The organism is Dactylosporangium sp. NPDC049742 (assembly GCF_040674675.1).
Classification (GTDB): Bacteria; Actinomycetota; Actinomycetes; order Mycobacteriales; family Micromonosporaceae; genus Dactylosporangium; species Dactylosporangium maewongense.
Genome location: NZ_JBFANF010000039.1, coordinates 40,576 through 65,586, shown reverse-complemented (window position 1 = coordinate 65,586; position 25,011 = coordinate 40,576). Strand labels below are relative to the sequence as shown.

19 protein-coding genes are annotated in these 25,011 nt (G+C 74.1%); 8 read left to right on the top strand and 11 right to left on the bottom strand.

Annotated features, from left to right (window positions below):
- Positions 1–304: 304 nt before the first annotated feature.
- From AB0J72_RS37050 to AB0J72_RS37035, 4 genes are read right to left on the bottom strand one after another with little or no spacing between them, the layout of a single operon-like run.
- Complete coding sequence (locus AB0J72_RS37050) at positions 305–2,500, bottom strand: tetratricopeptide repeat protein (RefSeq protein WP_363407375.1); 2,196 nt, start codon at positions 2,498–2,500, stop codon at positions 305–307.
- Positions 2,497–3,621 (bottom strand): hypothetical protein, encoded by a 1,125-nt coding sequence (locus tag AB0J72_RS37045; RefSeq protein WP_363407372.1) that lies wholly within the window; start codon positions 3,619–3,621, stop codon positions 2,497–2,499. The genes AB0J72_RS37050 and AB0J72_RS37045 overlap by 4 nt, the downstream gene beginning before the upstream one ends.
- A 1-nt stretch (position 3,622) precedes the next feature.
- Complete coding sequence (locus tag AB0J72_RS37040; protein WP_363407369.1) at positions 3,623–4,597, bottom strand: glutamate ABC transporter substrate-binding protein; 975 nt, start codon at positions 4,595–4,597, stop codon at positions 3,623–3,625.
- Positions 4,594–5,871 carry a hypothetical protein gene (locus AB0J72_RS37035; protein WP_363407366.1) on the bottom strand — a complete coding sequence of 426 codons (1,278 nt, stop codon included), beginning with the start codon at positions 5,869–5,871 and terminating at the stop codon, positions 4,594–4,596. The genes AB0J72_RS37040 and AB0J72_RS37035 overlap by 4 nt, the downstream gene beginning before the upstream one ends.
- A gap of 143 nt (positions 5,872–6,014) precedes the next feature.
- Here AB0J72_RS37035 and AB0J72_RS37030 point away from each other — a divergent pair, with 143 nt between their 5' ends.
- Genes AB0J72_RS37030 through AB0J72_RS37015 form a run of 4 tightly spaced genes read left to right on the top strand, consistent with a single transcriptional unit; the run spans position 6,015 to position 10,309 of the window.
- Positions 6,015–7,712, top strand: a complete 1,698-nt coding sequence (locus tag AB0J72_RS37030) for a M4 family metallopeptidase (RefSeq protein ID WP_363407364.1) — start codon at positions 6,015–6,017, stop codon at positions 7,710–7,712.
- 38 nt (positions 7,713–7,750) lie between these two features.
- Positions 7,751–8,563 (top strand): sulfurtransferase, encoded by an 813-nt coding sequence (locus AB0J72_RS37025; RefSeq protein WP_363407361.1) that lies wholly within the window; start codon positions 7,751–7,753, stop codon positions 8,561–8,563.
- A gap of 43 nt (positions 8,564–8,606) precedes the next feature.
- Positions 8,607–9,152 (top strand): hypothetical protein, encoded by a 546-nt coding sequence (locus AB0J72_RS37020; protein ID WP_363407358.1) that lies wholly within the window; start codon positions 8,607–8,609, stop codon positions 9,150–9,152.
- A 20-nt stretch (positions 9,153–9,172) separates the two neighbouring features.
- Positions 9,173–10,309 (top strand): M20/M25/M40 family metallo-hydrolase, encoded by a 1,137-nt coding sequence (locus AB0J72_RS37015; RefSeq protein ID WP_363407355.1) that lies wholly within the window; start codon positions 9,173–9,175, stop codon positions 10,307–10,309.
- Positions 10,310–10,322: 13 nt separating this feature from the next.
- Here the strand turns inward: AB0J72_RS37015 and AB0J72_RS37010 are convergent, their stop codons facing one another.
- The 4 genes from AB0J72_RS37010 to AB0J72_RS36995 form a co-directional block, all read right to left on the bottom strand.
- Complete coding sequence (locus AB0J72_RS37010; protein WP_363407352.1) at positions 10,323–11,585, bottom strand: HupE/UreJ family protein; 1,263 nt, start codon at positions 11,583–11,585, stop codon at positions 10,323–10,325.
- The gene (locus tag AB0J72_RS37005; protein WP_363407349.1) at positions 11,582–12,667 is read right to left on the bottom strand and encodes a DUF3500 domain-containing protein; all 1,086 of its coding nucleotides are present in this window, start codon (positions 12,665–12,667) and stop codon (positions 11,582–11,584) included. The genes AB0J72_RS37010 and AB0J72_RS37005 overlap by 4 nt, the downstream gene beginning before the upstream one ends.
- A gap of 66 nt (positions 12,668–12,733) precedes the next feature.
- Positions 12,734–13,525, bottom strand: a complete 792-nt coding sequence (locus AB0J72_RS37000; RefSeq protein ID WP_363407346.1) for a hypothetical protein — start codon at positions 13,523–13,525, stop codon at positions 12,734–12,736.
- Positions 13,525–14,046 carry a SigE family RNA polymerase sigma factor gene (locus tag AB0J72_RS36995; RefSeq protein ID WP_363407343.1) on the bottom strand — a complete coding sequence of 174 codons (522 nt, stop codon included), beginning with the start codon at positions 14,044–14,046 and terminating at the stop codon, positions 13,525–13,527. Before AB0J72_RS36995 ends, AB0J72_RS37000 begins: the two co-directional genes overlap by 1 nt.
- Positions 14,047–14,131: 85 nt before the next feature.
- Here AB0J72_RS36995 and AB0J72_RS36990 point away from each other — a divergent pair, with 85 nt between their 5' ends.
- A complete protein-coding gene (locus AB0J72_RS36990; RefSeq protein ID WP_363407340.1) occupies positions 14,132–16,756 on the top strand; it encodes an EAL domain-containing protein in 2,625 nt (874 codons plus the stop codon).
- Here AB0J72_RS36990 and AB0J72_RS36985 read toward each other — a convergent pair.
- Positions 16,728–17,372: a helix-turn-helix domain-containing protein gene (locus AB0J72_RS36985; RefSeq protein WP_363407337.1), complete on the bottom strand. Its 645-nt coding sequence runs from the start codon at positions 17,370–17,372 to the stop codon at positions 16,728–16,730. The genes AB0J72_RS36990 and AB0J72_RS36985 overlap by 29 nt on opposite strands.
- A gap of 70 nt (positions 17,373–17,442) precedes the next feature.
- On the opposite strand from AB0J72_RS36985, the gene AB0J72_RS36980 reads away from it, so the two are divergent.
- The 3 genes from AB0J72_RS36980 to AB0J72_RS36970 all read left to right on the top strand — a co-directional run bounded on the left by AB0J72_RS36980 (position 17,443) and on the right by AB0J72_RS36970 (position 22,532).
- Entirely contained in the window at positions 17,443–18,549 is a 1,107-nt protein-coding gene (locus AB0J72_RS36980) for a hemerythrin domain-containing protein (protein ID WP_363407334.1), read from the top strand.
- A gap of 147 nt (positions 18,550–18,696) precedes the next feature.
- Entirely contained in the window at positions 18,697–20,742 is a 2,046-nt protein-coding gene (locus tag AB0J72_RS36975) for a hypothetical protein (protein ID WP_363407331.1), read from the top strand.
- Between the two features lie 296 nt (positions 20,743–21,038).
- Entirely contained in the window at positions 21,039–22,532 is a 1,494-nt protein-coding gene (locus AB0J72_RS36970) for a hypothetical protein (RefSeq protein WP_363407328.1), read from the top strand.
- Here AB0J72_RS36970 and AB0J72_RS36965 read toward each other — a convergent pair.
- Both AB0J72_RS36965 and AB0J72_RS36960 read right to left on the bottom strand, forming a co-directional pair.
- Entirely contained in the window at positions 22,513–23,739 is a 1,227-nt protein-coding gene (locus AB0J72_RS36965; protein ID WP_363407325.1) for an MFS transporter, read from the bottom strand. The genes AB0J72_RS36970 and AB0J72_RS36965 overlap by 20 nt on opposite strands.
- Positions 23,740–23,783: 44 nt before the next feature.
- Positions 23,784–24,974 carry a M20 family metallopeptidase gene (locus tag AB0J72_RS36960; RefSeq protein ID WP_363407322.1) on the bottom strand — a complete coding sequence of 397 codons (1,191 nt, stop codon included), beginning with the start codon at positions 24,972–24,974 and terminating at the stop codon, positions 23,784–23,786.
- Between the last annotated feature and the right edge of the window lie 37 nt (positions 24,975–25,011).

Here is a 25,011-nt window from a genome sequence, read left to right as displayed (position 1 = left end):
CCCGACGCATCCGATCGGCCAGCGTCCGCGGGAATGGCGGCAGGAGCAACCGACGCATCCGATCGGCCAGCGTCCGCGGGAATGGCGGCAGGAGCAACCGACGCATCCGATCGGCCAGCGTCCGCGGGAATGGCGGCAGGAGCAGCCGACGCATCCGATCGGCCAGCGTCCGCGGGAATGGCGGCAGGAGCAGCCGACGCATCCGGTTGGGCGGCGTCCGCGGCGGCGGTCAGCGGAGTGCCGCAGGATTCGCAGAAGCGGTCGCCGGCGGCGGTGGGGGCGGCGCACGACGGGCAGGGGGCGGTCACAGCCACGTCCGGGGGCGGACGCGGTTGGCCTGGTCGACGAGGTCGATGCGGGTGTCCCGGTCGGGGGCGACCTTCGCCAGGACGCGGAAGGCGCGCTCCAAGCCCAGGCGCAGGTCCCGCTCCGACAGCCGGTGGGTCAGCACGGCGGCGGTGCCCGCGTTGCCGGCCTGGACCCAGGTGAGCGCGGCGCGCAGCGCCTCGACGGTGAGGCGGGCGCGGCGCTCGACGTCGAGGCCGAGGCGTTCGACCCGGCCCGAGACGTCGAGCAGGTCGGCCTCCGCGAGCCGGTCGGCCGGGACGGCGAGGCGCGCCCTGACCGCGGCGACCTGCGCCGGCACGCTGTGGCTGGAGCTGTCGGGGACCGCGTCGAGGATCGCGACCGCGCCCGCCAGGTCGTCGCGGTCGGCGAGGATCCGGGCGACCCCGAAGGCGGCGCTGACGAAGGCGTGGTCGGTGCGCCAGACCGCCGCGTACAGCCGCAGGGCGGTGTCGGTGTCGCCGCCGGCCTCCGCGGCGGCGGCGAGCGCCAGCTGCGGGGCGAGCTCGCCGGGCAGCGCGGCGTAGACGGCGTCGAACGCGGCCCTGGCTTCCGCGGGACGGCCGCCGGCGAGGGCGGCCATGCCGCGGTACCAGTCGACCCGCCAGTCGGCGTCGGTGATCGCGTCGAGGTCGGTGGCGGCCCCGGCCAGGTCGCCGGCGGCGATGCGGGCGCGAACCACGGCGAGGGCGACCTCGACCCCGTCGGCGCCGGCGGAGGCCAGGGCCGCCTGCAGCATCGCGGGATCGGCGGTCTGCATCGTGGCCAGCAGCGCCGCCCCCGGGTCGGCGGGGTCGACGGTCGGCACGGGCAGCGCCGCGACGACCTCGGCGCCGTCGAGCCCGGCGCCGGACGCCGCAACCGCCGTGACGACGCCCGCCGCGGTGCCGAAGGCCTTGCGCTCGCCGGTGAACTGGCTCGACACCGCCGGGCGGGGCTGGCCGTCGGCGGCGCTGAGGACCTGGCGCAGGACGCCGGTGAGCTGCTCGGCCATCTCCGCGGCGGAGCCGAACCGGCGGCCCGGCACGGGGTCCGTGGCGCGCAGCAGCAGCCGGTGGTACGACTCCTGCTGCGACAGCAGCGGCACCGTCGCCGGGTCGGGCAGGCGGTCGACGAACGTGGTGGTGAAGCCGCGGAAGTCGAAGCTGAGCACCGCCATCGCCCGGGCCACGGTGTAGAGGTCGGAGGCGACGGACGGGCCCGCGATGGCGACCTCCGGCGCCTGGTAGCCGACCGTGCCCCACACGGCGCTGACGTCGTCGTCGGCGCGTCGCACGGCGCCGAGGTCGACGAGCTTGACCCGCTGGTCGGTGTGCAGCGCGTTGTCGGGCTTGAAGTCGCAGTACAGCAGCTCCCGCTCGTGCAGGTAGCCCAGCGCCGGCAGGATCTCGCACGCGTAGGCGATGACCTGCGGCAGCGGCAGCGGCTGGCGGACCCCGCCGGTCACCGGACGGGCGAGGAAGATGTCGCGCAGCGAGAGGCCGCCGACGTACTCCATGACGATGTAGCCGACGCGGTCGCCGCTGCGCGGGTCGGGGTGCGACACGAAGTCGTAGATCTTCACGATCGCCGGGTGGTCGACCTCGACCAGGAAGCGGCGTTCGGTGATCGCGGCCGCGGTGGCGTCGGGGTCGCCGGAGTCGATGAGGCCCTTCAGCACCACCCAGCGGTCGCTGACCTCGTCGCCGACGTTGCGGTCGCGGGCGAGGTAGATCCAGCCGAGGCCGCCGTACGCGATGGCGCCGAGCACCTCGTACCGGCCCGCGACGACCGCGCCGGACGGGAGCGACGGCCGGAAGCTGTACTGGGTGCGGCAGTTCGTGCAGAAGCCTTCGACGAGGCCGGGCCGGTCGCCGCGGGCGCGGCCGACGGGCTGCTCGCAGTTGCCGCAGAACCGGCGGTGCTCCGGCACCTGCGGGTCGGGCAGCACCGCGGCGGCGGGGTCGCGGCGCGGCACGACGGGCAGCGCGGCCAGGACCGGCGCGCCCCGCCCCCGGCCGGTCGTGCGGCCCGACGAACTCGGCGCGGAAGGCGTCGAGGCCTCAGTGACGGGAGCTGTGACGGGAGCCGAGACACCGGCCTGCTTGTGGCCGCACTCGTCGCAGTAGCCGTCCTCGTCGTACGAGCCCGAGCAGCCGGCACGCGTACACCTCATGTCAGTTTCCCTTCGGTGGACAGCGCTTGCTGGTAGGCGAACACGGCCCTGGTCGCCGCCCGCAGGTCGCACGGCGCGGTCCACAGCAGGTCGCGGGCGGCCTGGTACCGCGACATCAGCGCCGGGTCCTCGACACGGTCGAGGCGGACGGCCTTCGCCCGGTACGCCTCGAGCCGGCCGCGGAGCTCGAGCCGCCGGTCGAGCAGGCCGGTCGCCGCGGTGGCCCGGTCCTCGGCGGCGGTGACGGCGGCGGTCAGGTCGCGGTCGAGGGCGGTGAGCCGCCGGTCGAGGGCCGGCCAGCCGTCGAGGTCGAGCGCGTCGGTGGCGCGGACGGCGGCGGCGACCTCGCCGGCGAACCGGTCGTGGACGTCCGGCGGGTCCGGCAGGCCGGGGTCGGCTATCTTCTCGGCCGCGGCCACGTACGCCTGGCGCGCCCGCTGCTCGGCGGCGGCGAGCGCGTCCAGGAGCGTGTCGAGGCGGGTCAGCCGGGCCGGCAGCGCGGTGCGCAGCGCGGCGAGGTCGGCGAGCCGCCGGACCACGGCGGTGAGGTCGGCGCGCAGCGCCGTCCAGGCCGGCTCGTCGATGGTGAGCGGGTCGCCGAGCGCCGCGCCGTACACCTGCCGCAGCCGATGCTGGAGCGGTCCGGTGGTCGGGGTGTGGTCGGCGCCGACCCGGTGGTGCGCGGCGACGGCCGCCTCGAGAGCGGTGTCGAGCTCGATGATCCGGTCGGTGAGCGCAGTGCGGGCCGCCTCGATGCGGTCGAGGACCGCGACCGTCCCGGCACACCGCTGTTCGAGGTCGGCGAGGAGTGCGGCCGGCGGCAGTGCGGGCAGGCCGTCGAGCGGGTCGGTGGCGACGGGTGTGGTGAGGATGCGGGCGGTGGCGACGTCGCGGGAGCGGCCTTTGAGCGCGCGCAGCTGCTCCAGGACGTCGCGGACGGCGACGAACCCGGACCACAGGCGGGCGACGTCCGCGCCGGGCCACGCGGCGGCGGTGGCGCCGTGCAGCGGCACGTCGCGCAGCACCTGCGCCGGGTGGGTGTCCACGGTGTACAGCGCGGCCGCGAGCCGGTCGTGCGCGGCCGCCAGGTCGGCGACGGCGCGGTCGGTGCCAGAGCCCATGTCAGTCCACGTACTTCGCGGGCGGCGGCGACGGCACCGGGCCGTACTTGGCGAACCAGGTGCTGTAGATGGTGGTCCAGGTGCCGTTGGCCCGGATACGGTCCAGGACGCCGTTGACGAAGCGGACCAGGTCGGGCGTCTCGAGGGGCATCGCGACGCCGGACGGCTCGTCGCTGATCCGGGCGCCGACGACCTCGGTGCCGGGGTCCTGCGCGGCGAGGCCGAGCAGCAGCACGTCCACGGTGGACACCGCGTCGACCTGCCCCTGCTGGAGCATGACCAGGCAGTCGAGGGTGCTGTCGGTGGCGACCGCGACCGGCTTCGACGGCTGCTTCATGATCGTGACGATGCTGGTGCTGCCCCGCGTCGCGCACACCTTGCGGCCGCCGAGGTCGGCGAAGTCCTTGATGCCGGAGCCGCGGTTGACCAGCAGCCGCTGCCCGGACGTCAGGTACTCGGTGGAGAACGCGACCTGCTGCATCCGCTCGCAGGTGGCGGTCATCGTACGGATGACCATGTCGACCTCGCGCCGCTGCAGGACAGGGATCCGGTCGGCGGTGGTGATCGCCCGCCACTGGATCGCGTCGGGGTTGCCGAGCAGCGCGCGGGCGATCTCCCGGGCGATGTCGATCTCGAAGCCGACGACCTGGCCGGTGACCGGATCGCGGTAGCTGGTGAGGTACGCGTTCTGGTCGATGCCGACGATGAGCCGTCCCCGCGCGGCGATCGTCGCCATGGCCGAGCCGGCCGGCATCTTCCCGGGCGCGGGCAGCGTCGCCGGCGGCCGGAGGCTGGCCCGCGGGTCGCACGCCGGCGGCGGCGTGGCCGGCGGCGACGGCGGCACGGCCGGGTCCTGCACGTTCAGCGGCCGGGGCACCGCCGCGGCGGCCGAGCTGTCGGCCTGCGGCGCCGCCGGGGTCTGCCCGCAGCCGGCCAGGATGAGCACGACGGCGGCCGCCACGACGAGCTTCTTCATCGGTACTCCGCGATCCGCTGGTTCAGGCCGAACGCGGCGGCCGCCGCGACGGCGAGGGCGAGCAGCGCGACGGCCACGTCGGCGCCGCCGAGCGCGTCGCCGGCGCCGGCCGCCTCCCGGTCGAAGTGCCGCCCGCTGCCGGCGATCCCCTCGGCGAGGGCCGCGTCGAGCCGGCCGGCCGCGGCGGCCGCGCTGGCGTCGCCGGTGGTGGCCAGGGTGACCGCCTCGGCCCGCTGGCTGCCGTCGTCGAGGGAGCGGACCTGCCGGTGGATGGTCAGCCAGTCGGCGGCGTGCCGCTGCGCGGCCTCCACCGCGGACCGGGCCGCCGCGTCGGGCGCCTGCTCACGCGCCCGCTGCAGGAGGCCGTCCGGCCCGGCGAGCCGCTCCATCATCGCGGTGAAGTCCTGCTCGAACGCCTTGCCGTCGCCGCGGGCGATCAGCGTCAGCCCCTCGTCGGCGCGCGCCTGCAGCGCCGTGATCCTCGCCTCGGCGAGCAACCCGACCTGCTCGGACCCGGCGTCGCGGCCCTCGCTGATGTGGCCGGCCGCGCCCGCGGAGGCGACCGCGAGCCAGCCGCACGCGACGAGCGCGGCGACCGTGGCGAGGACCATGCCGCGGTTGAGCCGCCGGTTGGTCAGGCGCGTCAGGTACCGCTGGGTCAGCAGCAGCACGCCCAGCAGCGCCAGCCCGAGCAGGGTCACCGTCCACGGCCACCGGGCGACGGCCCGCTGCGCGTCGGCGAGGCGCGCGGCCTCGGCCCGGAACAGGTCCTGGGCGGCCGGCAGGATCGTCTGCCGCATCAGCGCCGACGCCTCCCGCAGGTAGGCGCCGCCGAGCGGGACGCCCTGCCGGTTGTACGTGCGGGCCGACTCGACCAGGCCGGTGTAGACGGGGATCTGCCGGACCAGGACACCGAGCGCCGCCGCGCTGCGCCCCTCGGCGTTGTGCAGCGCGGCCGTCAGCGCCGACGACGCCCTGGCGATGTCGTCGAGGTACCGCTTGCGCAGCTCGGCCGGCTCGACGCCGTTGGCGAGGAACGCGCTGGCGGCGGTCGCGTCGGCGTCGGACAGCGACCGGTAGATGTCCTGCGCCTGGAGGCTGAGCGGCCCGCTGCGGTCGGTCACGTCGCCGACCAGGCCCACCCCGGCCCGCATGGTGAGCACCCCGGCCAGCCCGAACGCGACGGCGAGCACGACCACGGCCGCGGTCAGCGTGGTGAGCCGGCCCGGGCTGGTGGCGGCCCGGCGGATGAGTCGACGCCACGCGGTTGCCAAGACACATCTCCCCGTCTCGATGATGCCCACGAACATATCGGGCGGCGTCAACCATCCGACAGGTGCCCGACGCAACTCCCGGCTTCGTGCCAAAGACCTGCGCCCGGCCGAACCGGCAGGGTGGAACCTGCGTTCTGTATCCCATGTCTGCTCGCCTTTTCCTCACGGTCGTCGCGGCGGTCTCCGCCGTCGCGGTGGCCGGATGCACACCTACATCGCAGTCCACCCCGTCCGCCGGCGCCTCCGGCGCGACCGGCGCCACTGCCTCCTCCGACGAGTCGCAGGAGGCCTCCCCGGAGCCGTCGGTCGACCCGTCCCAGGCCGAGGCCGCCGACCCCGCCGCCGCACCGGCCCGCAAGGCCCTCGACACGCACGGCGGCGACGTCCGGGCCACGCCGGAGGACCGGTTCGCGTTCTACGGCAGCCGCGTCGACGGCGCCGGCGGCGGCTCCCACGTCCGGTTCACCCGCACCTACCGCGGGCTGCGCGTCTACGGCGGCGACATCGTCGTGCACACCGGCCCCGGCGGCACGTACAAGGGCGCCTCCAACAGCCTCGCCAAGCCGCTGCAGGTCGACGTCACGCCGAAGATCTCCGCCGCCGACGCCCTGGTCGCGGCGAAGGCACACTTCACCGGCAAGGTCGCCGGCGCCGGCGCGCCCCGGCTGCTGGTCGACGCGTCCACCGGCACCGGCCGGCTCGCCTGGGAGAGCCTCGTCGAGGGCGTCGCCAAGGACGGGCAGACCCCGTCGCGGCTGCACGTGCTCACCGACGCCCACACCGGCGGGGTCGTCCGCTCCTGGGACGAGGTCGAGACGATCGCCGGCACCGGCAACAGCCTGTACAGCGGCAAGGTCGGCATCGACGCCCAGCGGTTCGGCACCACGTTCCGGCTCACCGACACCACGCACGGCCGCGGCACCGTCTGCGACATGGCGCACCAGGAGGACGAGAACGGCAGCTGCAAGCTCTTCACCGACGCCGACAACACCTGGGGCAGCGGCAAGAACGACGACCCGGCCTCGACCGCCGTCGACGCCGCATACGGCGCCGCGACCACGTTCGACTACTTCAAGACCGTGCACGGCCGCCGCGGGATCAACGACAACGGCCGCGGGGTGCCGTCGCGGGTGCACTTCGGCGACGGGTACGTCAACGCGTTCTGGGACCGGGGCCGGATGACCTACGGCGACGGCGCCGGCAACGCCCGCCCGCTGGTCCAACTGGACATCGCCGGGCACGAGATGAGCCACGGCATCACCGACAAGAGCGTCTCCGGCAGCCTCACCTACGAGGGTGAGTCCGGCGGTCTCAACGAGGCGACCAGCGACATCTTCGGCACGATGGTCGAGTTCTACGCCGCCAACCCCGCCGACCCCGGCGACTACCTGATCGGTGAGAAGATCGACATCAACGGCGACGGCACGCCGCTGCGGTACATGTTCGACCCGGCGCTGGACGGCAGCTCGCACAGCTGCTGGTCGGCCGCGACCGCGACCGTCGACGTGCACCTCTCCTCGGGCGTGGGCAACCACTTCTTCTTCAACCTCGCCGAGGGCACCGGCAAGACCGCGTTCGGCACGTCGCCGATCTGCGGCAAGGCGGGCGCCGTCACCGGCATCGGCCGGGCGAAGGCGGAGAAGATCTGGTACCGGGCGCTGGACGTGTACTTCGTCTCCAACACCAGCTACGTCAGCGCCGAGAACCCGGGCAACACCGCCCGCGCCTACACCCTCCAGGCCGCCGCCGACCTGTACGGCAGCTGCGGCGCGGAGTACAAGGCGGTGCAGCTGGCGTGGACGGCGGTCAACGTGGCCGGCACGGACGCCGCCTGCGCATAGGATCACCTTCTGGTCGCTACACGTCGGAGGTCGGTCTGATGGGTCCACTCGTTCAGGTTGAGGATGTCGGGGACGGCGTCCTGCTGCTCGACGCGCGGTGGACCCCGCAGCCGCCTCCGGCGCTGGAGCGCTACCGGGCCGCGCACCTGCCCGGCGCCCGGTTCGTCGACCTCGACACCGACCTCGCCGCGCCGCCCGGCACCGGCGGCCGGCACCCGCTGCCGACCGCCGCGGCGTTCCAGGCGGCGATGCGCCGGCTCGGCGTGGACTCCGGCTCCTCCGTGGTCGTCTACGACGACCGGGACGCGTCGGTGGCGGCCCGGCTGTGGTGGATGCTGCGGCACTGGGGCCACGACGACGTCCGGGTCCTCGACGGCGGCATCGCCGCGTGGATCCGGGCCGGCCGGCCGACCGAGTCCGGCGACCCGGTGCCGGTCCCGCCCGGCGACTTCACCGCCGGCGACGCCCGCGACGACCTGCTGACCGTCGGCGAGGTGCCGGACTTCCTCAAGGACGGCGTGCTGCTCGACGCGCGGCTCGGGCCGCGGTTCCGCGGCGAGGTCGAGCCGCTCGACCGGGTCGCCGGCCACATCCCGGGCGCGATCTCGGCGCCGACGTTCGACAACAGCGACCCCGACGGGCTGTTCCTGCCGCCGGCGCGACTGCGGGAGCGGTTCGTGGCGCTGGGCGTCACCGGCGAACGGCCGGTCGCGGCCTACTGCGGCTCCGGGGTGACCGCCGCCCACGAGGTCCTCGCCCTCGAACTGGCCGGGTTCACGCCGCGCCTGTACGCCGGATCGTGGAGCGAATGGATCGCCGACCCCGACCGTCCGGTGGCCACCGGCCTGTAACCGGGGGACATCGCGCCGGCCGGAATTGGCGGACAATGCCCGCGTGAACGCTGACATCACGCTCAACACCGGCGAGCGGATCCTGTGGACCGGCGAACCGCAGCACCACCCGCTGTTCGACCGGTCCGACCTGCTCCTCGTGCCGATGTCACTGTTCTTCCTGGGCTTCGCCGTGTTCTGGGAGCGGACCGCGATGCGAAACGGGGCGCCGGGGTTCTTCGTGCTCTGGGGCATCCCGTTCATCCTGTTCGGGCTGTACCTCGTCGCCGGTCGCCTGGTGGTGCGGGCGCTGCGGCTGCGCTCCACCACGTACACGGTGACGGACCGCCGCGTCGTCGAGGTGTCGCGGCGGCCGTTCACGCGCCGCACGGAGGCGTACCTGAGCACCCTCGCCCCGCCGGTCGTGCGGGACCGCCCCCGCGGCGGCACGGGCAGCATCGCGTTCGGCGAGTTCCCGGGCCTCGTGGACGCGCTCAACGAGGCCGGCTTCAACGTCAACCGCCGTCGCCGCGCACCGCGCCCGATCGTCCTGTGGCACGTCGCCCAGCCCGAGTACGTCCGCGGCGTGATCGCCCAGGCGCAGCGCTGAGCGGATCTACACTGCTCCGCATGACGGGGATCTGGGATCATGCATGTATCGATGCGACGGCCGCACCGCTGGACGAGGCGCTGATCGGGCTGCGGCGGGACATCCACCGGTGGCCGGAGCTGGCGGGTGAGGAGCGGCGGACGGCCGGGCTGGTGGCCGAGCGGCTGCGCGCCGCCGGCCTGGACGTGCGGACGGGGGTCGGCGGGCACGGCGTCGTCGCCGTCGTCGAAGGCGCCCGGGAGGGGCGGACGCTGCTGTACCGGGCGGACATGGACGCCTTGGTGGTCGAGCAGGGCACTGCCGGGGCCGCGCACCTCTGCGGGCACGACGTGCACACCGTGGTCGGGGTCGGCGTGGCCGAGGTTCTCGCGGGCCTGCGGGACCGGTTCGCGGGGCGGGTCGTGGTGGTGTTCCAGCCTGCGGAGGAGACCCTTGAGGGCGCCAAAGCGATGCTCGACGACGGGGTCCTCGAGCCGCACCTGCCGGAGGAGGCGTACGCGCTGCACTGCGGGCCCCTGCCGGTCGGCGTGTTCGCCGCGATGCCCGGCGCCGGCCTTCCCGGGCTCGACGCCGCCCACCTGGAGCTGCCCGGCGCCGACGCCGGACGCGCGCTGCTGGACCGGATCGCCGCGATGTCGACGGTACGGCGCCCCGAGTCGGACGCAGAGTTCGCCGACCTGTTGGCCGCGCTGCAGACCCCGGACGGGCCGCTCGCCCGGTTCGTCCTGACCGGGGCGCAGCTGGACGCGGACGCGGACCCGGTCACCGCCGACGTGTGGGTGCGGGCCTGGCCCGAGGAGCGCCACCCCGAGCTGCGCGACGACCTGCGGCGGCTGGCCGCGGAGGCGGGTGCGCGGATCACGTTCCCGGCGCCGCCGTTCCCGGCGATGGTGTGCTCACCGGAGCTGACCGAGGCGGCGGCCGCGCACCTGCGCGAGCACCCGGGCGTCGACACGGTGATGACGATGCCCGCGGCGTGGCCGTTCAGCGGGGAGGACTTCTCGCTGTTCCTGCACCGGGTCCCCGGCACGATGTTCTACCTCGGCGTCGGCGAGCAGGGTCTGCCCCACTCGCCCGGCTTCGTCGCCGACGAGCGCGCCATCGGCGTCGGCGTCCGGGCGATGACGGCGCTCCTGCTGCACCGCCTCGACGCCTGACGCCGCCCGCCGCTCAGCCGTCCCGGCGGGCCGGCTGAGCGGCGGCGGGGCCGTCCTCGGGGCGGGTCGCCCTGGCGATCAGCAGGACCGCGGTGGCGGCGAAGAGGGCGCCGGCGAGGCGCTCCGGGGTGCCGAGCAGCATGCCGGTGAGCGGCTGGACCGGGTTCGTCAGGTCGAACGCCCGCTCGACGACCCAGCCGGTGGCCACCGCCGCGGCCGAGGCGGCCAGGGTCACCGACACCGCCGGGGAGCGGGCCAGGACGGCGATCGGCACGGCGATGAGCGCCAGCGCGAGCAGCTGTGCGGCCTCCAGGCCGAGGTTGAAGCCGAGCAGCGGCAGGATGAGGTCGGTGCCGGTCAGGGCGAGGCGCTGCAACGTACCGGCGAACCCCAGACCATGGACGAGCCCGAAGACGGCGGTCAGGGCCAGCTCGGTGCGTGCCGACAGGGCCGGGCGCACCGCGTGGGCGGCGGCCACGACGATGGTGAGCGCGATGCCCGCGTCCACCACCCGGGTGGGCAGCGACACCCAGTCGAGCGAGGCGAGCGCGAGGCTCACGGAGTGCCCGGCGGTGAACATGGCGGTGATCCCGGCCATGAGCGTGACCCTGGCCCGCAGCCGGGCGCGGCGCAGCGAGCGGCGGGCGGCGGCGAGGGCGATCACGCACAGGAACAGCAGATGGTCGGCGCCCTGCCGGAAGTGCTCGAAGCCGGCGTGCAGCATCGACGCCGCCGGCACGGACGCCGGTGGCGGGGTGGGCACGGCGAGCCGCACGACCGGGGTCTGGTGGGTGAGCAGCGAGGTCCGCCCGTCGGCGGTGACGAGGACCTTGTGCGAGTAGACGACGTCCGTCACCACGTCCCACCGCAGCTCGGCGGAGCGGGCCCGGGTGGCGGCGGTGGGCAGCGCGGCGGTGAGCCGGACCCGGGCGGTGTTGAGGCCGCGCTGCCGGTCCGCGGAGACGTCGTCGACGGTGACCGGCCAGGTGGCGCCGTCCGCGGCGGTGAGCCGGACCCGGTCGCGGACCACGGTGGCCAGCCAGTTCGCGGATGCCCGCACGGCGGGGGCCGGGTCGGAGTCGAGCCGGGTGTGGTAGGCCAGGTCGATCCGCGACAGCGGGATCTGCGCCGTGATCTCCAGGTCGGCGTCGCCGGAGGACCCGACGGAGACCAGGGTCGTGCCGGGGTCGTGCGCGTGCGCGGACGCCGGCAGGAACGCCTGGAGGACGAGGATGACGGCCGCGAGCGCGGCGGCCTGCAGGAGGCGGCGGATCATCCGGCACCCGTGCCGTAGTCGAGCTGCTTGTCGCGGTACAGGGCGTGCTGATGCAGCCCGCCCGCGGGCGTGCTGGCCCACTCCAGCCACAGCCGCGGGCCGTCGATGCGGAAGTACGCGTTCTCGCTCCTCGGGTCGGCCGTGCCGGCGTAGCCGATCGTGGTCTGGTCCAGCTGCGTCGCGTACAGGTCGAGCAGCGGCTGTGCCAGCTCGGCGGCGGCGTCCCCGACCAGGCCCTTGATGACGGCCCGCACCATGGCCTGCTGTCCGGCGTCGAGTCTCGGGAACGGCAGGCCCGCCCGCACCGGATAGCCGGTGTCGGCGCCGGGTCCCATGACGACGTCGTCGTAGGTGCCGGGCAGCCTGGCGCCGGCCTGCTGCTCGGTCGTGAGCGACTTGAACAGCGCGAACACGTCCGGGCTCGGCTCCCGCGACGGCGATCGGCGCGCCGACGGCCTGTCCGCCCTGCCGCTGGCGGTGGTGGCCGCCGGCTGCGCGCTGCTGAAGTACGGCGAGACGCTGACCGTGCCGCCGCCCGTCGTCACGTGCACCGCGAGGTGCGGGCCGCCGAACTGCAGCGTCCACCGCTGCGCCCCGGACGGCTGGCCGAACAGCGCGATGTGGAAGCCGTCGCGCCCTCCGTCCTCGGCGTCCATCTGCCGCAGCACCTTGGCGTAGCCGCCGGCGGACAGGACGCCGCGCAGCACGGCGAGCGCGGCCGCCTGCTGCGCGTCGCCGAGGTCGCCGAGCCGCAGGCCGGTGCGCCCGGTGAACTCGCCGTCGGGGCGGCTGGACCAGCTGCACCGCTTCGCGTCCAGGACGTCGTCGCGCAGGGCCTGGGTCCGCTGCGACTCGGTGAGCGTCCCCAGGAACGTCTGCACCTCGGCCACGTCCGGAGTGGCCGGGGTGGCCGGCGCGCCTGACGGGGCCGCCGACGGCGTGACCGCCGACGGGACGCACACCTGCGACCCGCCGGCGCTCGCCGGCAGGCCGCCCGTGGTGTCCGTGTCGCCCGCCCCGCCGCACCCCGCCGCGGACAGCAGCACCAGCGCGCAGGCGAGCAGGCTCCAGCGTCTCTGCACAGCGACGAGTATGCCCGTTATGTCCGGACATGCCGGTGAAGTGGCGGCCGTGTCCACCCGACCGGGTCAGGCGGGGTACAGGGTGAGCCGCGGGTCGCGGGCGATGTCGACGGCCTGCTCACCGGTCAGGGGCGGGTTGCCGGTCAGCGACGGCTCGTTGCTGACGGACACCTCGACGGTGCTGCCGTCGCCGCGTTCGTGCCGCGCCACGTTCCGGATCATGCCGGGCCGCTCGTCGCGGTGGGTCTCCGTCGTGTACGACGGAACCCCGTCCTCCGGGATGCACGCGTACGCCGTATACGGCGGCACCAGGTCCGGCTTGACGGTGATCGTGCGGGGGGTGGGGTGGCACGAGGTGGTCACCGACGCCGCGTACTGCCGCACCATGGTGATCCGCAGCGCGCCCGTCACACCGCCGGCGGTCACGTCGGCGGCCACCACGTACGCGTAGGTCTCCTCGAGCGAGTCGGCGGCGGCCGGCACCACCCGCCGCTCCACGGTGGGGCGCCCGACGACCCGCGCCCCGGGGACGACCTGCGCCACCACCACCGGGACCGTCCCGGCGAGCCGCTCGACGGCGGACTCGAGGGGCTCGACCGGCTTCAGCCCGAGCAGGCCGCTCGCCGTCTGCTCCGGCGCGGTCGGAAACGTGTTCGGCGGGGCGCCGGTCAGGGCCGGTGGCGCCGCCCCCGGCAGGATCAGCGCGGCGGCGAACGCGGCGAGGGCCACCCCGCCGCCGGCGGTCGCGAGGCGGCGGTGCCGGACCCGGCGCCGGGAGCGGCGCACGAGCGTGTCGAGGGTGTCGCGGGCCGGGGGCTCGTCGCTGAGGACGGTGTCGAACAGCTGCTGGTGGCTCATCATGCCTGCCTGACGGTCGGGACCGGGGTCGGGGTCGGGGGCGCGGCGAGGGCGCGCAGGGTCTCCAGGCCGCGGGCGGTCTGGCTCTTCACGGTGCCGACGGAGACGCCGAGGATCTCGGCGGTCTCCTCGACGGAGAGGTCGCAGTAGAAGCGCAGCACCAGCACGGCCCGCCGCCGCGGGCCGAGCTGCGCCAGGTAGGTGTCGAGGGTCAGCCGCTCGACGGTCGCGTCGGCGTGCCGTGGCGGATCGGGCGCCGGAAGGTCGTCGCCGGGCACCTCGCGCCGCCACGGGCGGCGGTGCTCGTCGACGACGGCGCGGGCGAGCATGCCGCCGACGTACGCGTCGAGGCTGCGGATCGAGTCCCGGCGGTGCCACTGCCGGAACAGCTTGTCCAGCACCGTCGCCACGAGGTCGTCCGCGAGGTGCCAGTCGCGGCACAGCAGGAACGCGGTCCGGCGCCAGGTGGCCATCCGTGGCCCCGCGTAGTCGCGGAACTCTGCTTCGTCCGACGTCTTCACCCCTGTGGGACGGGCGGCGTGGCGTTCCGGGTTGCCGCGTTGGTGCGACTTCGTAAACCCGGCCCCGCGACGGCCGATCAGATGGGTGGAAGAGGGGGTGTCCGTGCTGGTCCGGGCCTACGTGTGCGTCGTTGTGACGCTCAGCGCGGCGTACTACCTCACGCCCGACTCGCCGCTGCGGTCGGTGCTGTGGACGGTGATCTCGGCGTCGACGGTGGTCGCGATCGCGGCCGGTGTGGCCCGGCACCGGCCGGCGCGGCCGCTGCCGTGGGTGCTCGTCGCCGTCGGGCTGGCGGCGTACACCGTCGGGGAGGCGCTGTTCTACTGGCCGCAACTGGTGGACGACCGGCAGCCGGCGGGGCCGTCGCTCGCCGACGTCTGGTACCTGGCGCTGTACCCGCTGCTCGCGGTCGCCCTGGCGATCCTGGTCCGGCGGCGCAGCCCCGGCGGCGACCGCGCCGCGCTGCTCGACGCCGCCATCATCACCGTCGGCATGTCGCTGCTGACCTGGGTGTTCCTGATCGGCCCGTACCTCAACGACGCCACCCGCGGCACTGTGCTGGAGCGGGCCACGGAGGTGGCGTACCCGCTCGGCGACGTGCTGGTGCTGGCCGTCCTGGCCCGGCTCGGCAGCGGCCGGGCCGCCCGCGACGCGCCGTTCTGGCTGCTGCTCGGCAGCCTCCTCGCGCTGCTGGCCACCGACGCGATCTTCGCGTGGCAGTCGCTGCGGGACCAGTTCCACGCCGGCAGCTGGGTCGACGCCGGCTGGATCCTGTTCTACCTCGGCATCGGCTGCGCCGCCCTGCACCCGGACATGCGCCGGCTCGACGAGCCCGTGGCGCCGGGGCCGGCCCGGCTGACCAGCGGCCGCTTCGCGGTGCTGCTCGCGGTCGCCGCCCTGCTCATCCCGGCCGTGATCACGGTCGAGTCGGCGGCGGTGGCGGAGCTGGCGGTGTTCCTCGCCGCGTCGTGCGTGCTCTTCGTGCTGATCCTGATCCGCATGGCGGACCTGATGGCGGCGCTGCGCGACGTCCAGCGGCGGCGCGCCGAGGACCGGTTCCAGCGGCTCACCGAGCAGGTCACCGACGTGCTGTCGATCTGCGGCCGGGACGCGAGCATCCAGTACGTGACGCCGTCGGTGCGCTCGCTGCTGGACCACCACCCGGACGCGCTGCTCGGCACGCCGCTGACCGACCTCGTCCACCCCGACGACCGGCACCGGGTCGCGGTCCTGCTCGGCAGCGCCGTCGCGGAGGGCGGCCGGGTCGGGCCCATCGAGTGCCGGCTGCGGCGCGCCAACGGGCAGTACATCGTGACCGAGACCGTGGGCCGGGTCGTCGACGACGCCGACGTCAACGGCTACCTGCTGACCACCCGCGACATCACCGAACGCAAGGCCCTGGAGGACCAGCTCACCCACCGGGCGTTCCACGACGAGCTGACCGGCCTGGCCAACCGGGCCCTGCTCGCCGACCGGGTGCACCACGCGCTGGAGCGGCGCGGGACCCCGTACCAGCACATCGCCGTCCTCGTCGTGGACCTCGACGACTTCAAGACCGTCAACGACTCCCTGGGCCGCTCGGCCGGTGACGCCCTGCTGCGGGCCGTCGGCGACCGGCTGCGCACGTGCCTGCGCTCCGCCGACACCGCCGCCCGCCTCGGCGGCGACGAGTTCGCGATGCTGCTGGAGCACCTCGACGACGCCGCCGAGGCCGCCCGGGTCGCCGAACGGATCCTCGCCACATTGCGCCAGCCGCTGTCGATCGGCGGCCGGGAGATCCAGCCGCAGGCGAGCGTCGGCATCGCGCTGCCCGACCCCGACCGGCTCCCCGACGCCGACGAGCTGCTGCGCAACGCCGACGTGGCGATGCACATGGCGAAGCGGCAGGGGCGCAACCGGTTCGCCTACTTCGCCCCGAGCATGCACGCGGGCCTGCTGGAGAAGCTCGACCTCGCCGAGGAGCTGCGCGGCGCCGTCGAGCGGCATGAGCTGCAGGTGTACTACCAGCCGTTCGTCGACCTGTCCGACGGCGCGATCGTGGGCGCCGAGGCGCTCGTACGCTGGCCGCATCCGCGACACGGGTTCATCCCGCCGGACCGGTTCATCCCCCTCGCCGAGGAGAGCGGGCTGATCCTGCCGCTCGGTTACGCGGTCCTGGAGACGGCGTGCCGCCAGACGGCCGCGTGGCCCGGGCTGAAGATCAGCGTCAACCTGTCGCCGCGGCAGGTCCAGGATCCCGCGGTCGTCCTGTACGTGCAGCAGACCCTCGCCCGGTCGGGGCTGGCGCCGCACCTGCTGACGCTGGAGATCACGGAGTCGCTGCTGCGGGAGGACGCGGACGTCGCCCAGCACCGCCTCGGCGAGCTGAAGGCCCTCGGCGTGCAGCTGGCCGTCGACGACTTCGGCACCGGCTACTCGTCGCTGTCCCGCCTGCACGACTTCCCGATCGACGTCCTGAAGATCCCGAAGCCGTTCGTGGACGGGGTCGCGGCGGGCGCCGAGCAGTCCGCGCTGGCGCGGGCGATCCTCGACCTGGCGGCCGCGCTGGGGCTCGGCGTGGTCGCCGAGGGCATCGAGCACGCCGAGCAGGCCGCGGAGCTGCACCGCCTGGGTTGCGAGGTCGGCCAGGGCTTCCACTTCTCCAAGGCCGTGCCGGCCGCGGAGTTCGACGCGCTGCTGCCTATGCGGTTGGGAGCAGCAGGCAGGTGACGAGCTCCGCCATCCAGTCGGCGACCTGCTTGTCGTCCCAGCGGAGATGGTGCGCGACCAGCCAGCCGGCCTGATGGTTGAGCACCGTCCACAGCAGCGTGCCGCCGTGCTCGACGCTCAGCCCGTCGCGCAGCGGACCGAGCGCGGCGACGGACTCCACCAGCCGGCGCATGTCGGTGAGGCGCTGCTCCTCCAGCTCCTCCCACGTCTCGTTGATCGCCGGGTCGGCCCCGGCGGCCTGCATGAAGGCCCGGCTGATCGGGGTCAGCGTCTGCGCCCGGTCCGCGACGGTGCGGGCGAACGCCTGGATCAGCTCCCGCTGGTCGTCGACGGCGAGCGCGGCGCGCACCTCGTCCCGGTCGTACAGCGCGATCGGCCGGTCGTCGCCGACCACCGCCTCCTCGTGGGCGCGGCGCAGCAGCTGCGCCTTGGAGCCGGCCTTGTAGACCGACTCGACGGCGACGCCGGCCTCCTCGGCGATCGCCTGCATCGTGGTGCCGGCGTAGCCACGCTCGGCGAACAGCCGACCGGCGGCGCGCACGATCGCGGCCCGGGTCGCCTCGGCCTGCGCCTGGCGCCGCGGTGAGCGGTACGCCCGGCTCTGTGTCGTGTCCACGATATTGACTCCATACCTGCTGGCTCGAATACAGTGTGGCTGTACCGAATATAACCGAGGAGCGAACACGATGACAGACCAGTCCGGATACCTGTTGATGCACGCCGCGATCCGGGTCGAGCTCGACCGGCTCGCCACGTTCGCGCAAGACTTCGCCGCGGGCCGGCGACGGCCCGGCCCACGCCAGCTCGCCGCGCTGCGCGCCCACATCGGCGACGTGATCGACATGATCCACCACCACCACGTCGGCGAGGACCGGTTCCTGTGGCCGATGCTGCGCGAGGCGGTCGGGCCGTCCGCGGAGCTGGACGCGCTCAGCGACGACCACGACGAGCTGGACCCCCTGATGGACACCATCCGGGCCGCCCTGCAGGAGGGCCCGGGCGGCGCCGCCGACCTCGCCGACGCCGCGGTGCGGCTGCGGGACCTGATGACCCCGCACCTCGCCGAGGAGGAGGCGGTCGTGGTGCCGATCGTCGCCGAGCGCATCAGCCCGAAGCGGCACGCGGCCATGGAGAAGGCCATGCGTAAGGCGCTGCCGATCAGGATGGGCTTCGCCGTGCCGTGGGTGATGACCGCGGACGCCGAGCTGGCCCGGCCCGTGCTGCGCAGCGCCCCGTTGCGGATGATCCTGCGGCTCACCCGCGGCCGGTACACCCGCCGCCTCCAGGACGCGTACGGCGACCTCGCGCCCGCGCACCCCGACATCGCGCTGACGGCCCGCGCGGAGGTCGTCATCCCGGTCGGCCCCGAGGCCGTGTACGCCGCGATCGCCGACGTCACGCGCATGGGCCGCTGGAGCCCGGAGTGCTACCGCAGCGAGTGGGACGACGCCGCGACCGGCCCCGCGACCGGCGCCCGCTTCAGCGGGTCGAGCCGCCACGGCATCGCCCGCTGGACCCGGGAGTGCGTGGTGACCACCGCGAGGCCCGGCGAGGAGTTCGCGTTCCGCACCCTGTGGCGCGCCCCCTTCTTCGACAGCACCACCTGGCGCTTCCAGCTCTCCCCCGTGCCCGGCGGCACCCGGCTCGTGCAGACGATGGCGCTCAGCGCGGGCCGCGGCATGCTCCTCTACGAGCGGGTCACGGGCCGGGACCGCTCGACGCCGAAGGCCATGGCCACGACGCTGGACCGCATCCGCGCCGACCTGTCCGCCCACTCCCCCGCCGGCGTGTGACGCCCGTACCGCGCACCGGCGGCCCGGATCCGAGAAACCGAAAGATTCTCGCTTCCTGTTGACAGTGACCGCTGCCTATCAGACGCTGGTCTGACTTCACCGGCCGCCGGAGCGCGCGTTCCGGCACGCATGAAGGGGCACCGCCTTATGTCCCTGTCGCTACGCCACCCGACCGCATTCCTCACCACACTGCTCGTCTCCGTCGCGGCCGCCTCGGTCGCGGCCGCACCACCGGCCTCCGCCGCCGCGATCACCGCCAACGCCGACGCGCTCGACGGCACCTGCGCCACGCTGCGGGTCTTCAACGGCTCCAGCGCGACCGGCTACGTCGTGCGCAGCGGGGCCGGGTACGGCTTCACGGCCTCCGCCTCCGGTGCCACGCCGTTCCGGCTGGAGGCCACCCAGCTCGGCCGGTACGAGCTGTTCGGCTCCGACGGCAAGCCCGCGTACCAGAGCGTCGTCGGCTTCATCATGGCCGGCGACTCCTACGGGGACCGGGCCGACTTCACCGTCACCAAGGCCGGCGACCGCTACCGGTTCACCGCCACGGCCACCGGCCAGACCATGGGCTCGTTCCTGTGGAGCCTCGGCGCGGCCGGCACGTCGTACACCGTGGCGCTGGCGACCGCGACCGGCTGCTTCACCCCGCCCGACATCGACCCGGGGGTCACCGGCACCGCCGCGCCCGGCGTCGACGGCAGCGGCAGGCTCGTCGGCACGATCGACGCGCACGCCCACATCACGGCCGCCGCCGCGTTCGGCGGGCAGATGCACTGCGGCGAGGCGTGGGCGTCCGGCGGCGTGCAGGTCGCGCTCGCCGGCTGCGACACGCACCGCAGCCTCAACGTCGGCGCGCTCTTCGAGGCCATCGTCGGCGGCACCGACGCGGCGAACTCGCCCGAGGACGGCTGGCCGACGTTCGGCGACTGGCCGCAGCACAACTCGCTGCTGCACGAGCAGTCGTACTACCGGGGCATCGAACGGTCCTGGCGGGCTGGCCAGCGGGTGCTCAACGCGCTGCTGGTCGCGAACCGGTCGATCTGCGAGCTCTTCCCGTTCCGCGACACCCCCTGCGACGAGATGGACCAGATCCGGGTCCAGTCCCGCTACCTGTACTCGATGCAGGACTACATCGACGCGCAGAACGGCGGCGCCGGCAAGGGCTGGTTCCGCATCGCGACCACGCCGGCCCAGGTGCGCAGCATCGCCGCGCAGGGCAAGCTGGCCGTCACGATCGGCGTCGAGAACTCCGAGATCTTCGGCTGCCGCGAGAGCAACGACGTCCCGCAGTGCACCACCGCCCAGATCGACGCCGGGCTGGACGAGCTGCAGGCGATCGGCGTCTCCGGCCTGTACCCGATCCACAAGTTCGACAACGCCTTCGGCGGCACCCGCTTCGACGCGGGCCTCACCGGGGCGTTCGTCAACGTCGGCAACCTGCTGTCCACCGGCCACTGGTGGACCGCGACCAGCTGCACCGGCCCGTCCGACAACGAGCAGCCCCTCGTGCAGGACGACCTCGTCCGGCTGCTGAGCTTCGGGGTGCTGAGCCTGCCGCCCGGCACCGTGCTGCCGGTCTACCCCAGCGGCAAGATCTGCAACACCCGCGGCCTGACCAGCCTCGGCCGCTACCTCATCCAGCGGATGATGGAGCGCGGCATGATCATCCACGTCGACCACATGAGCGTGAAGACCGCCCAGGCCGTGCTCGACATGGCCGCGACCGCCCACTACCCGGGCGTGACCTCGGTGCACAGCTGGTCCGACCCGACCATGATCGACCGGATTCTCGCGCTCGGCGGCTTCGTGGCCACCTACGCCAACTCGGTGCCGGAGTTCCTCAGCGAATGGCGCGCCAACCGCGCCGCCCCGCACGGCAACGCCATCACCGGCTACGGCTACGGCACCGACGTCAACGGCCTCGGCGACCAGGCGAACCCCCGCCCCGACGCGACCACGACCCCGCTGCTCTACCCGTTCACCGCCCCGAACGGCACCACGGTCACGAAGCAGGTCTTCGGCTCGCGCACCTTCGACGTCAACACCGACGGCGCCGCGCAGTACGGCCTCTTCGCCGACTGGACCACCGACCTCATCCAACGCGCCGGCCCCGACAGCACCCTGCTCCGCCAGCAACTCCTGTCCGGCGCCGAGGCCTACGTACGAATGTGGGAACAGGCGATCGCCTGGTAGCTCTTGCTGATCCTCGCCACCCAGCTTGATCGAGTAGCGGATCCGGTCGCCATGACAGCCGGATCCGCTACTCGATCACGGCTCTCCGAGCGACGATCCCGCGGGACGCGACGGGTGGGGAAAGTTTCAGAGGGTCGGGGCGGCGAAAAGATTTCGGGAGCTGTAGAGAACCTTAAATCTCCGCACATCCTGTCACAAGGATTGACGTGGAGCGATTCGTACTGCCAGGGTGCCGAAAAGGATTTCGTCGATGCGCATCGGCCCCGCCCCCACCCTTGTGACAGGGAGTCCGAATCATGCCCCGAAAACGAACCACCCGCCTGGTCGTGGCGGCCGTCGCGGCGCTCGGCCTGGCCGTGACCGGTGCCTTCATGGGCACGGCGTCCGCCGGTGAGAGCAGCGCCGGGCTGCCGAAGAACGACGTCGCCAAAGGGCTTGTCTACGACGGGCTGCAGCGGCGGGCCGCGGGGCCGTGCGGCGCCGGGCTGCTCGAGGTCAAAGGCACCAGCCCGATCATGTGCACGCACGGCCCGGACGCCGCCCCGGCCGGGTTGTCGGTGAAGACGCCCGTGCCCGCTCTCGCCGGCACGGCCAAGGCCGCGGCCGCCGTGCAGTCGCTCGCGGTCTGCGAAGGCGACGGCACGAGCGGCCGCCGGGTCGAGGTGCTGTACATCCACGGCTCGACCAGCCGGTACACGCAGTACCTCGAAACGTTCCGCACCCTCGCCGAGGGCGTCGACACCATCTTCAACGAGAGCGCCAAGGAGACGGGCGGCGAGCGGCACGTCCGGTACGTCACCGAGACCGTCAACGGCGCGTGCCGGCCGGTCGTGCGGGACGTGAAGATCGCCGACTCGGCGCTGAACGCCAACGACTGGGCGCCCCTGCTCAACGCGGTCAAGGCGGCCGGTTACAACCGGACGGACCGCAAGTACCTGCAGTTCGTCGACGCCAACGTGTACTGCGGCATCGGCGGGCTGGCCGGCGACACGCGCAAGAGCGACGCGAACCGGTCCAACACCGGACCGGAGTACGCGCGGGCGGACAACGGCTGCTGGTCGGCCGGCGTCGCCGCGCACGAGCTCGGGCACACGCTCGGCGCCGTCAACAACAACGCGCCGAACGCGTCCGGCTACGGGCACTGCACCGACGAGTGGGACGTCATGTGCTACAAGGACGGCGACAACGTCGTCATCCGCACGGTGTGCACGAACCGGTCCCACGACGACCGGCTCGACTGCAACCACGACGACTACTACCACACCAACCCGCCGGCAGGGTCGTACCTGGCGCAGTACTACAACGTCGCCGACAACCTGTTCCTCATCAAGGGCGGCGGCAGCAACCCGCCGCCGCAGGACAGCAACCTGGCCCGGTCGGCGACGGCGTCCGCGTCGTACACGTCGGCGTGGGAGTCGGTCGCGGCGATCAACGACGGCATCGACCCGCCGTCGTCCAACGACACCGTGAACCCGCGCTGGGGCACGTGGCCGAACAGCGGCCAGCAGTGGGCGGAGCTCACCTGGAGCACCAACCAGGCGCTCAAGCGCGCGCAGGTGTACCTGTTCGACGACAACCAGGGCATCGACGTGCCGTCGAGCTGGAAGCTGCAGTACTGGACCGGCAGCGCGTACGCCGACGTGCCCGGCGCCAGCGGCTACCCGGTGACGGCCAACGCGTACATCACGGTGACGTTCACGCAGGTCAGCACCGCCCGGTTGCGGGTCGTGCTGCAGTCCAACGGCACCAGCTCGGTCGGTCTGCTCGAGGTCAAGGCGTTCGCGAGCTGACCGCCGGCGTGGGCCCGTGCGCCGCGGCTGACGCGCGGGCCCACGCGACGACCGGCGGGACCAGGCCGCCGAGGACCGCGAACGCCGCGCCCAGCAGCAGCCAGCCCGGCGCGCCCCAGCCGACGGCGAGCGTCGTCACCACGAAGGGGGCCAGCATCTGGCCCAGCTGCATGCCCATCGCATAGGCGCCCTGGTACTGGCCGTGCGCGTCCGGCGGCGCGAGCCCGAACGAGATGCCCCACCCGGCGGCCGAGTGCCACAGCTCCGCGGCGACGTGCACCATCGACCCGAGGACCAGCAGCGCCACGGTCACCGGCATGCTCACGCCGCCGCTCAACGCGAACAGCCCGCACGCGGCGAACAGCGCCAGCCCCGCCCGTCGCGAGGCGCGGGCCGCGCCGGGCAGCTCCTCGGTGCCGCGGGCGGCCCGGACCTGGAAGAGCACGACGGCGGTCGTGTTGATGCCGAACAGCACCGCGATCAGCCAGCGCGGCGCGTCGGTGCGGTGCGCGATCCACAGCGGCAGCGCGACCTCGAACAGCCCGAAGTGCGTGGCCATCAGCCCGTCCAGGACCACGAACGCCAGGAACGGCCGGTCCCGCAGCGCGACCAGCCGGGGACCCTCCTGCCGGTTGGGCGCGGCCGGGACCGGGGCGAGGCGGCGCAGCACGAGCGCGGCGCCGGCGTACGTGACCGCGTCGATGGCGATCAGCGTGAGGTACGCCTGGCGGGTGTCCACGGCGAGCCCGATGCCGGCCACCGCGGCGCCGGCCGCGATGCCCGCGTTGGTGACGGAGCGCAGGTAGGCGCGGGTGTAGACGCGCCGGTCGGCGGGCACCGCGCCGGCGATGACCGCGCCCTTGGCCGCCCGCTGCGCCGCGTCGCCGACCGCCATCGGCACCCCGACCAGCAGGTACGTCCAGAAGTCCTGCACCGTCACCAGCGCCGCCGAGCCCGCGCACAGCACGAGGAGGCCGGCGAGCAGGACGCCGCGCGGTCCGCGGCGGTCCGCGACGTACCCCATCGGCGCGCTCGACACGAGGCACACCAGGGCGGTCACGGTCAGCGCGAGGCCGGTCTCCCGCACGCTCAGCCCGACGGAACGGGTCAGGAACAGCGCCACCGACGCCATCGACACGCCGTTGCCGAACGTGTTGACGAGGGTGGCGCCGGCGAGCAGGCGCACGGGTCCGGGTTCGGGAAGCACGCCGCGACTTTAACAAGACGTACGTACGGTTTTCTACCCCGTTGTCAGACGGCGGGCCCGGGGGTCAGGCGGCGGCGGGCCAGCTCGGCGAGCAGGACGGCGCCGTCGTGCAGGACGCTGTCGTCGAAGACCGCGCGCGGCGAGTGGTTGTTGGGCATGACGGTGTGGTCGTCGCCGCCCGCCGCGCCGAGGAACAGGTAGGCGCCGGGGACCCGCTCCAGGACGCGGGAGAAGTCCTCGGAGCCCGGGTCGGGGTGCTCCATGTGCTGGAACCGGTCGGCCCCGAACACGTCGCGGACCGTGCTCGCCACGAACGCCGCCGCCGCGTCGTCGTTGACCGTCACCGGGTACTCCGGCTCGAACCGCACCTCGGCGCGCAGCCCGTGCGCCGCCGCGATGCCCTCGCACAGCCGCACCGAGTCCCGGGCGATCTGCTCCGCGGCGGCGGCGCTGAACGTCCGTACCGTCGCGGAGAACACCGCCTCGTCGGGGATGACGTTGCGCAGCGTGCCCGCGTGGAACTCGCCGACGGTGAGCACGACCGGCTCGAACGGGCTGAACCGGCGCCCCACCATCGTCTGCAGCGCCGTCACCATCTCGCACGCGGCCGGGATCGGGTCGCGGGCGTCGTGCGGCGCCGACCCGTGCCCGCCCGCCCCGACGACCCGCACGTAGAGGCCCGCCGCGGCGGACATCAGCGCGCCCGGCCGGCACGCGAACACCCCGCGCGGGAAGTCCGTGGCCAGCACGTGCAGCCCGTACGCGGCGACCACGGTGGAGCCGGCGGCGTCCAGCACCCCCTCGTCGATCATCAGCCCGGCGCCGTTGCAGCCCTCCTCCCCCGGCTGGAACATGAACACGACGTCGCCGGCCAGCTCGTCGCGGCGCCCGGCGAGCAGGTGGGCCGCGCCGACCAGCCCGGCGGTGTGCAGGTCGTGACCGCAGGCGTGCATGGCGCCCGGCACCACCGAGGCGAACGGCACGTCGGCGAGCTCGGTGACCGGCAGGGCGTCCATGTCGCCGCGCAGCAGCACCGCGGGACTGTCCACACCGCCACGCCGGCCGCCGCGCAGCACCGCCGTGACCGACGACAGCGCGGTGCCGGTCGTCACCTCCAGCGGCAGGCCTTCGAGCGCGGCGAGCACCTTCCGCTGGGTGCGCGGCAGGTCGAGGCCGATCTCCGGGTGCCGGTGCAGATCACGGCGCAGGTCGATGAGGTCGTCACGCAGTCCCATCCCGCAGACGCTATCGCGTTTCGCCGGGCCCGCCGGG

What these genes read in the sequence shown, in the direction of transcription:
- AB0J72_RS37050 (WP_363407375.1), bottom strand. Translation starts at nt 2,500, where the DNA reads ATGAGGTGTACGCGTGCCGGCTGCTCGGGCTCGTACGACGAGGACGGC.
- AB0J72_RS37045 (WP_363407372.1), bottom strand. Translation starts at nt 3,621, where the DNA reads ATGGGCTCTGGCACCGACCGCGCCGTCGCCGACCTGGCGGCCGCGCAC.
- AB0J72_RS37040 (WP_363407369.1), bottom strand. Translation starts at nt 4,597, where the DNA reads ATGAAGAAGCTCGTCGTGGCGGCCGCCGTCGTGCTCATCCTGGCCGGC.
- AB0J72_RS37030 (WP_363407364.1), top strand. Translation starts at nt 6,015, where the DNA reads ATGTCTGCTCGCCTTTTCCTCACGGTCGTCGCGGCGGTCTCCGCCGTC.
- AB0J72_RS37025 (WP_363407361.1), top strand. Translation starts at nt 7,751, where the DNA reads ATGGGTCCACTCGTTCAGGTTGAGGATGTCGGGGACGGCGTCCTGCTG.
- AB0J72_RS37015 (WP_363407355.1), top strand. Translation starts at nt 9,173, where the DNA reads ATGACGGGGATCTGGGATCATGCATGTATCGATGCGACGGCCGCACCG.
- AB0J72_RS37010 (WP_363407352.1), bottom strand. Translation starts at nt 11,585, where the DNA reads ATGATCCGCCGCCTCCTGCAGGCCGCCGCGCTCGCGGCCGTCATCCTC.
- AB0J72_RS37000 (WP_363407346.1), bottom strand. Translation starts at nt 13,525, where the DNA reads ATGAGCCACCAGCAGCTGTTCGACACCGTCCTCAGCGACGAGCCCCCG.
- AB0J72_RS36980 (WP_363407334.1), top strand. Translation starts at nt 17,443, where the DNA reads ATGACAGACCAGTCCGGATACCTGTTGATGCACGCCGCGATCCGGGTC.
- AB0J72_RS36975 (WP_363407331.1), top strand. Translation starts at nt 18,697, where the DNA reads ATGTCCCTGTCGCTACGCCACCCGACCGCATTCCTCACCACACTGCTC.
- AB0J72_RS36970 (WP_363407328.1), top strand. Translation starts at nt 21,039, where the DNA reads ATGCCCCGAAAACGAACCACCCGCCTGGTCGTGGCGGCCGTCGCGGCG.
- AB0J72_RS36960 (WP_363407322.1), bottom strand. Translation starts at nt 24,974, where the DNA reads ATGGGACTGCGTGACGACCTCATCGACCTGCGCCGTGATCTGCACCGG.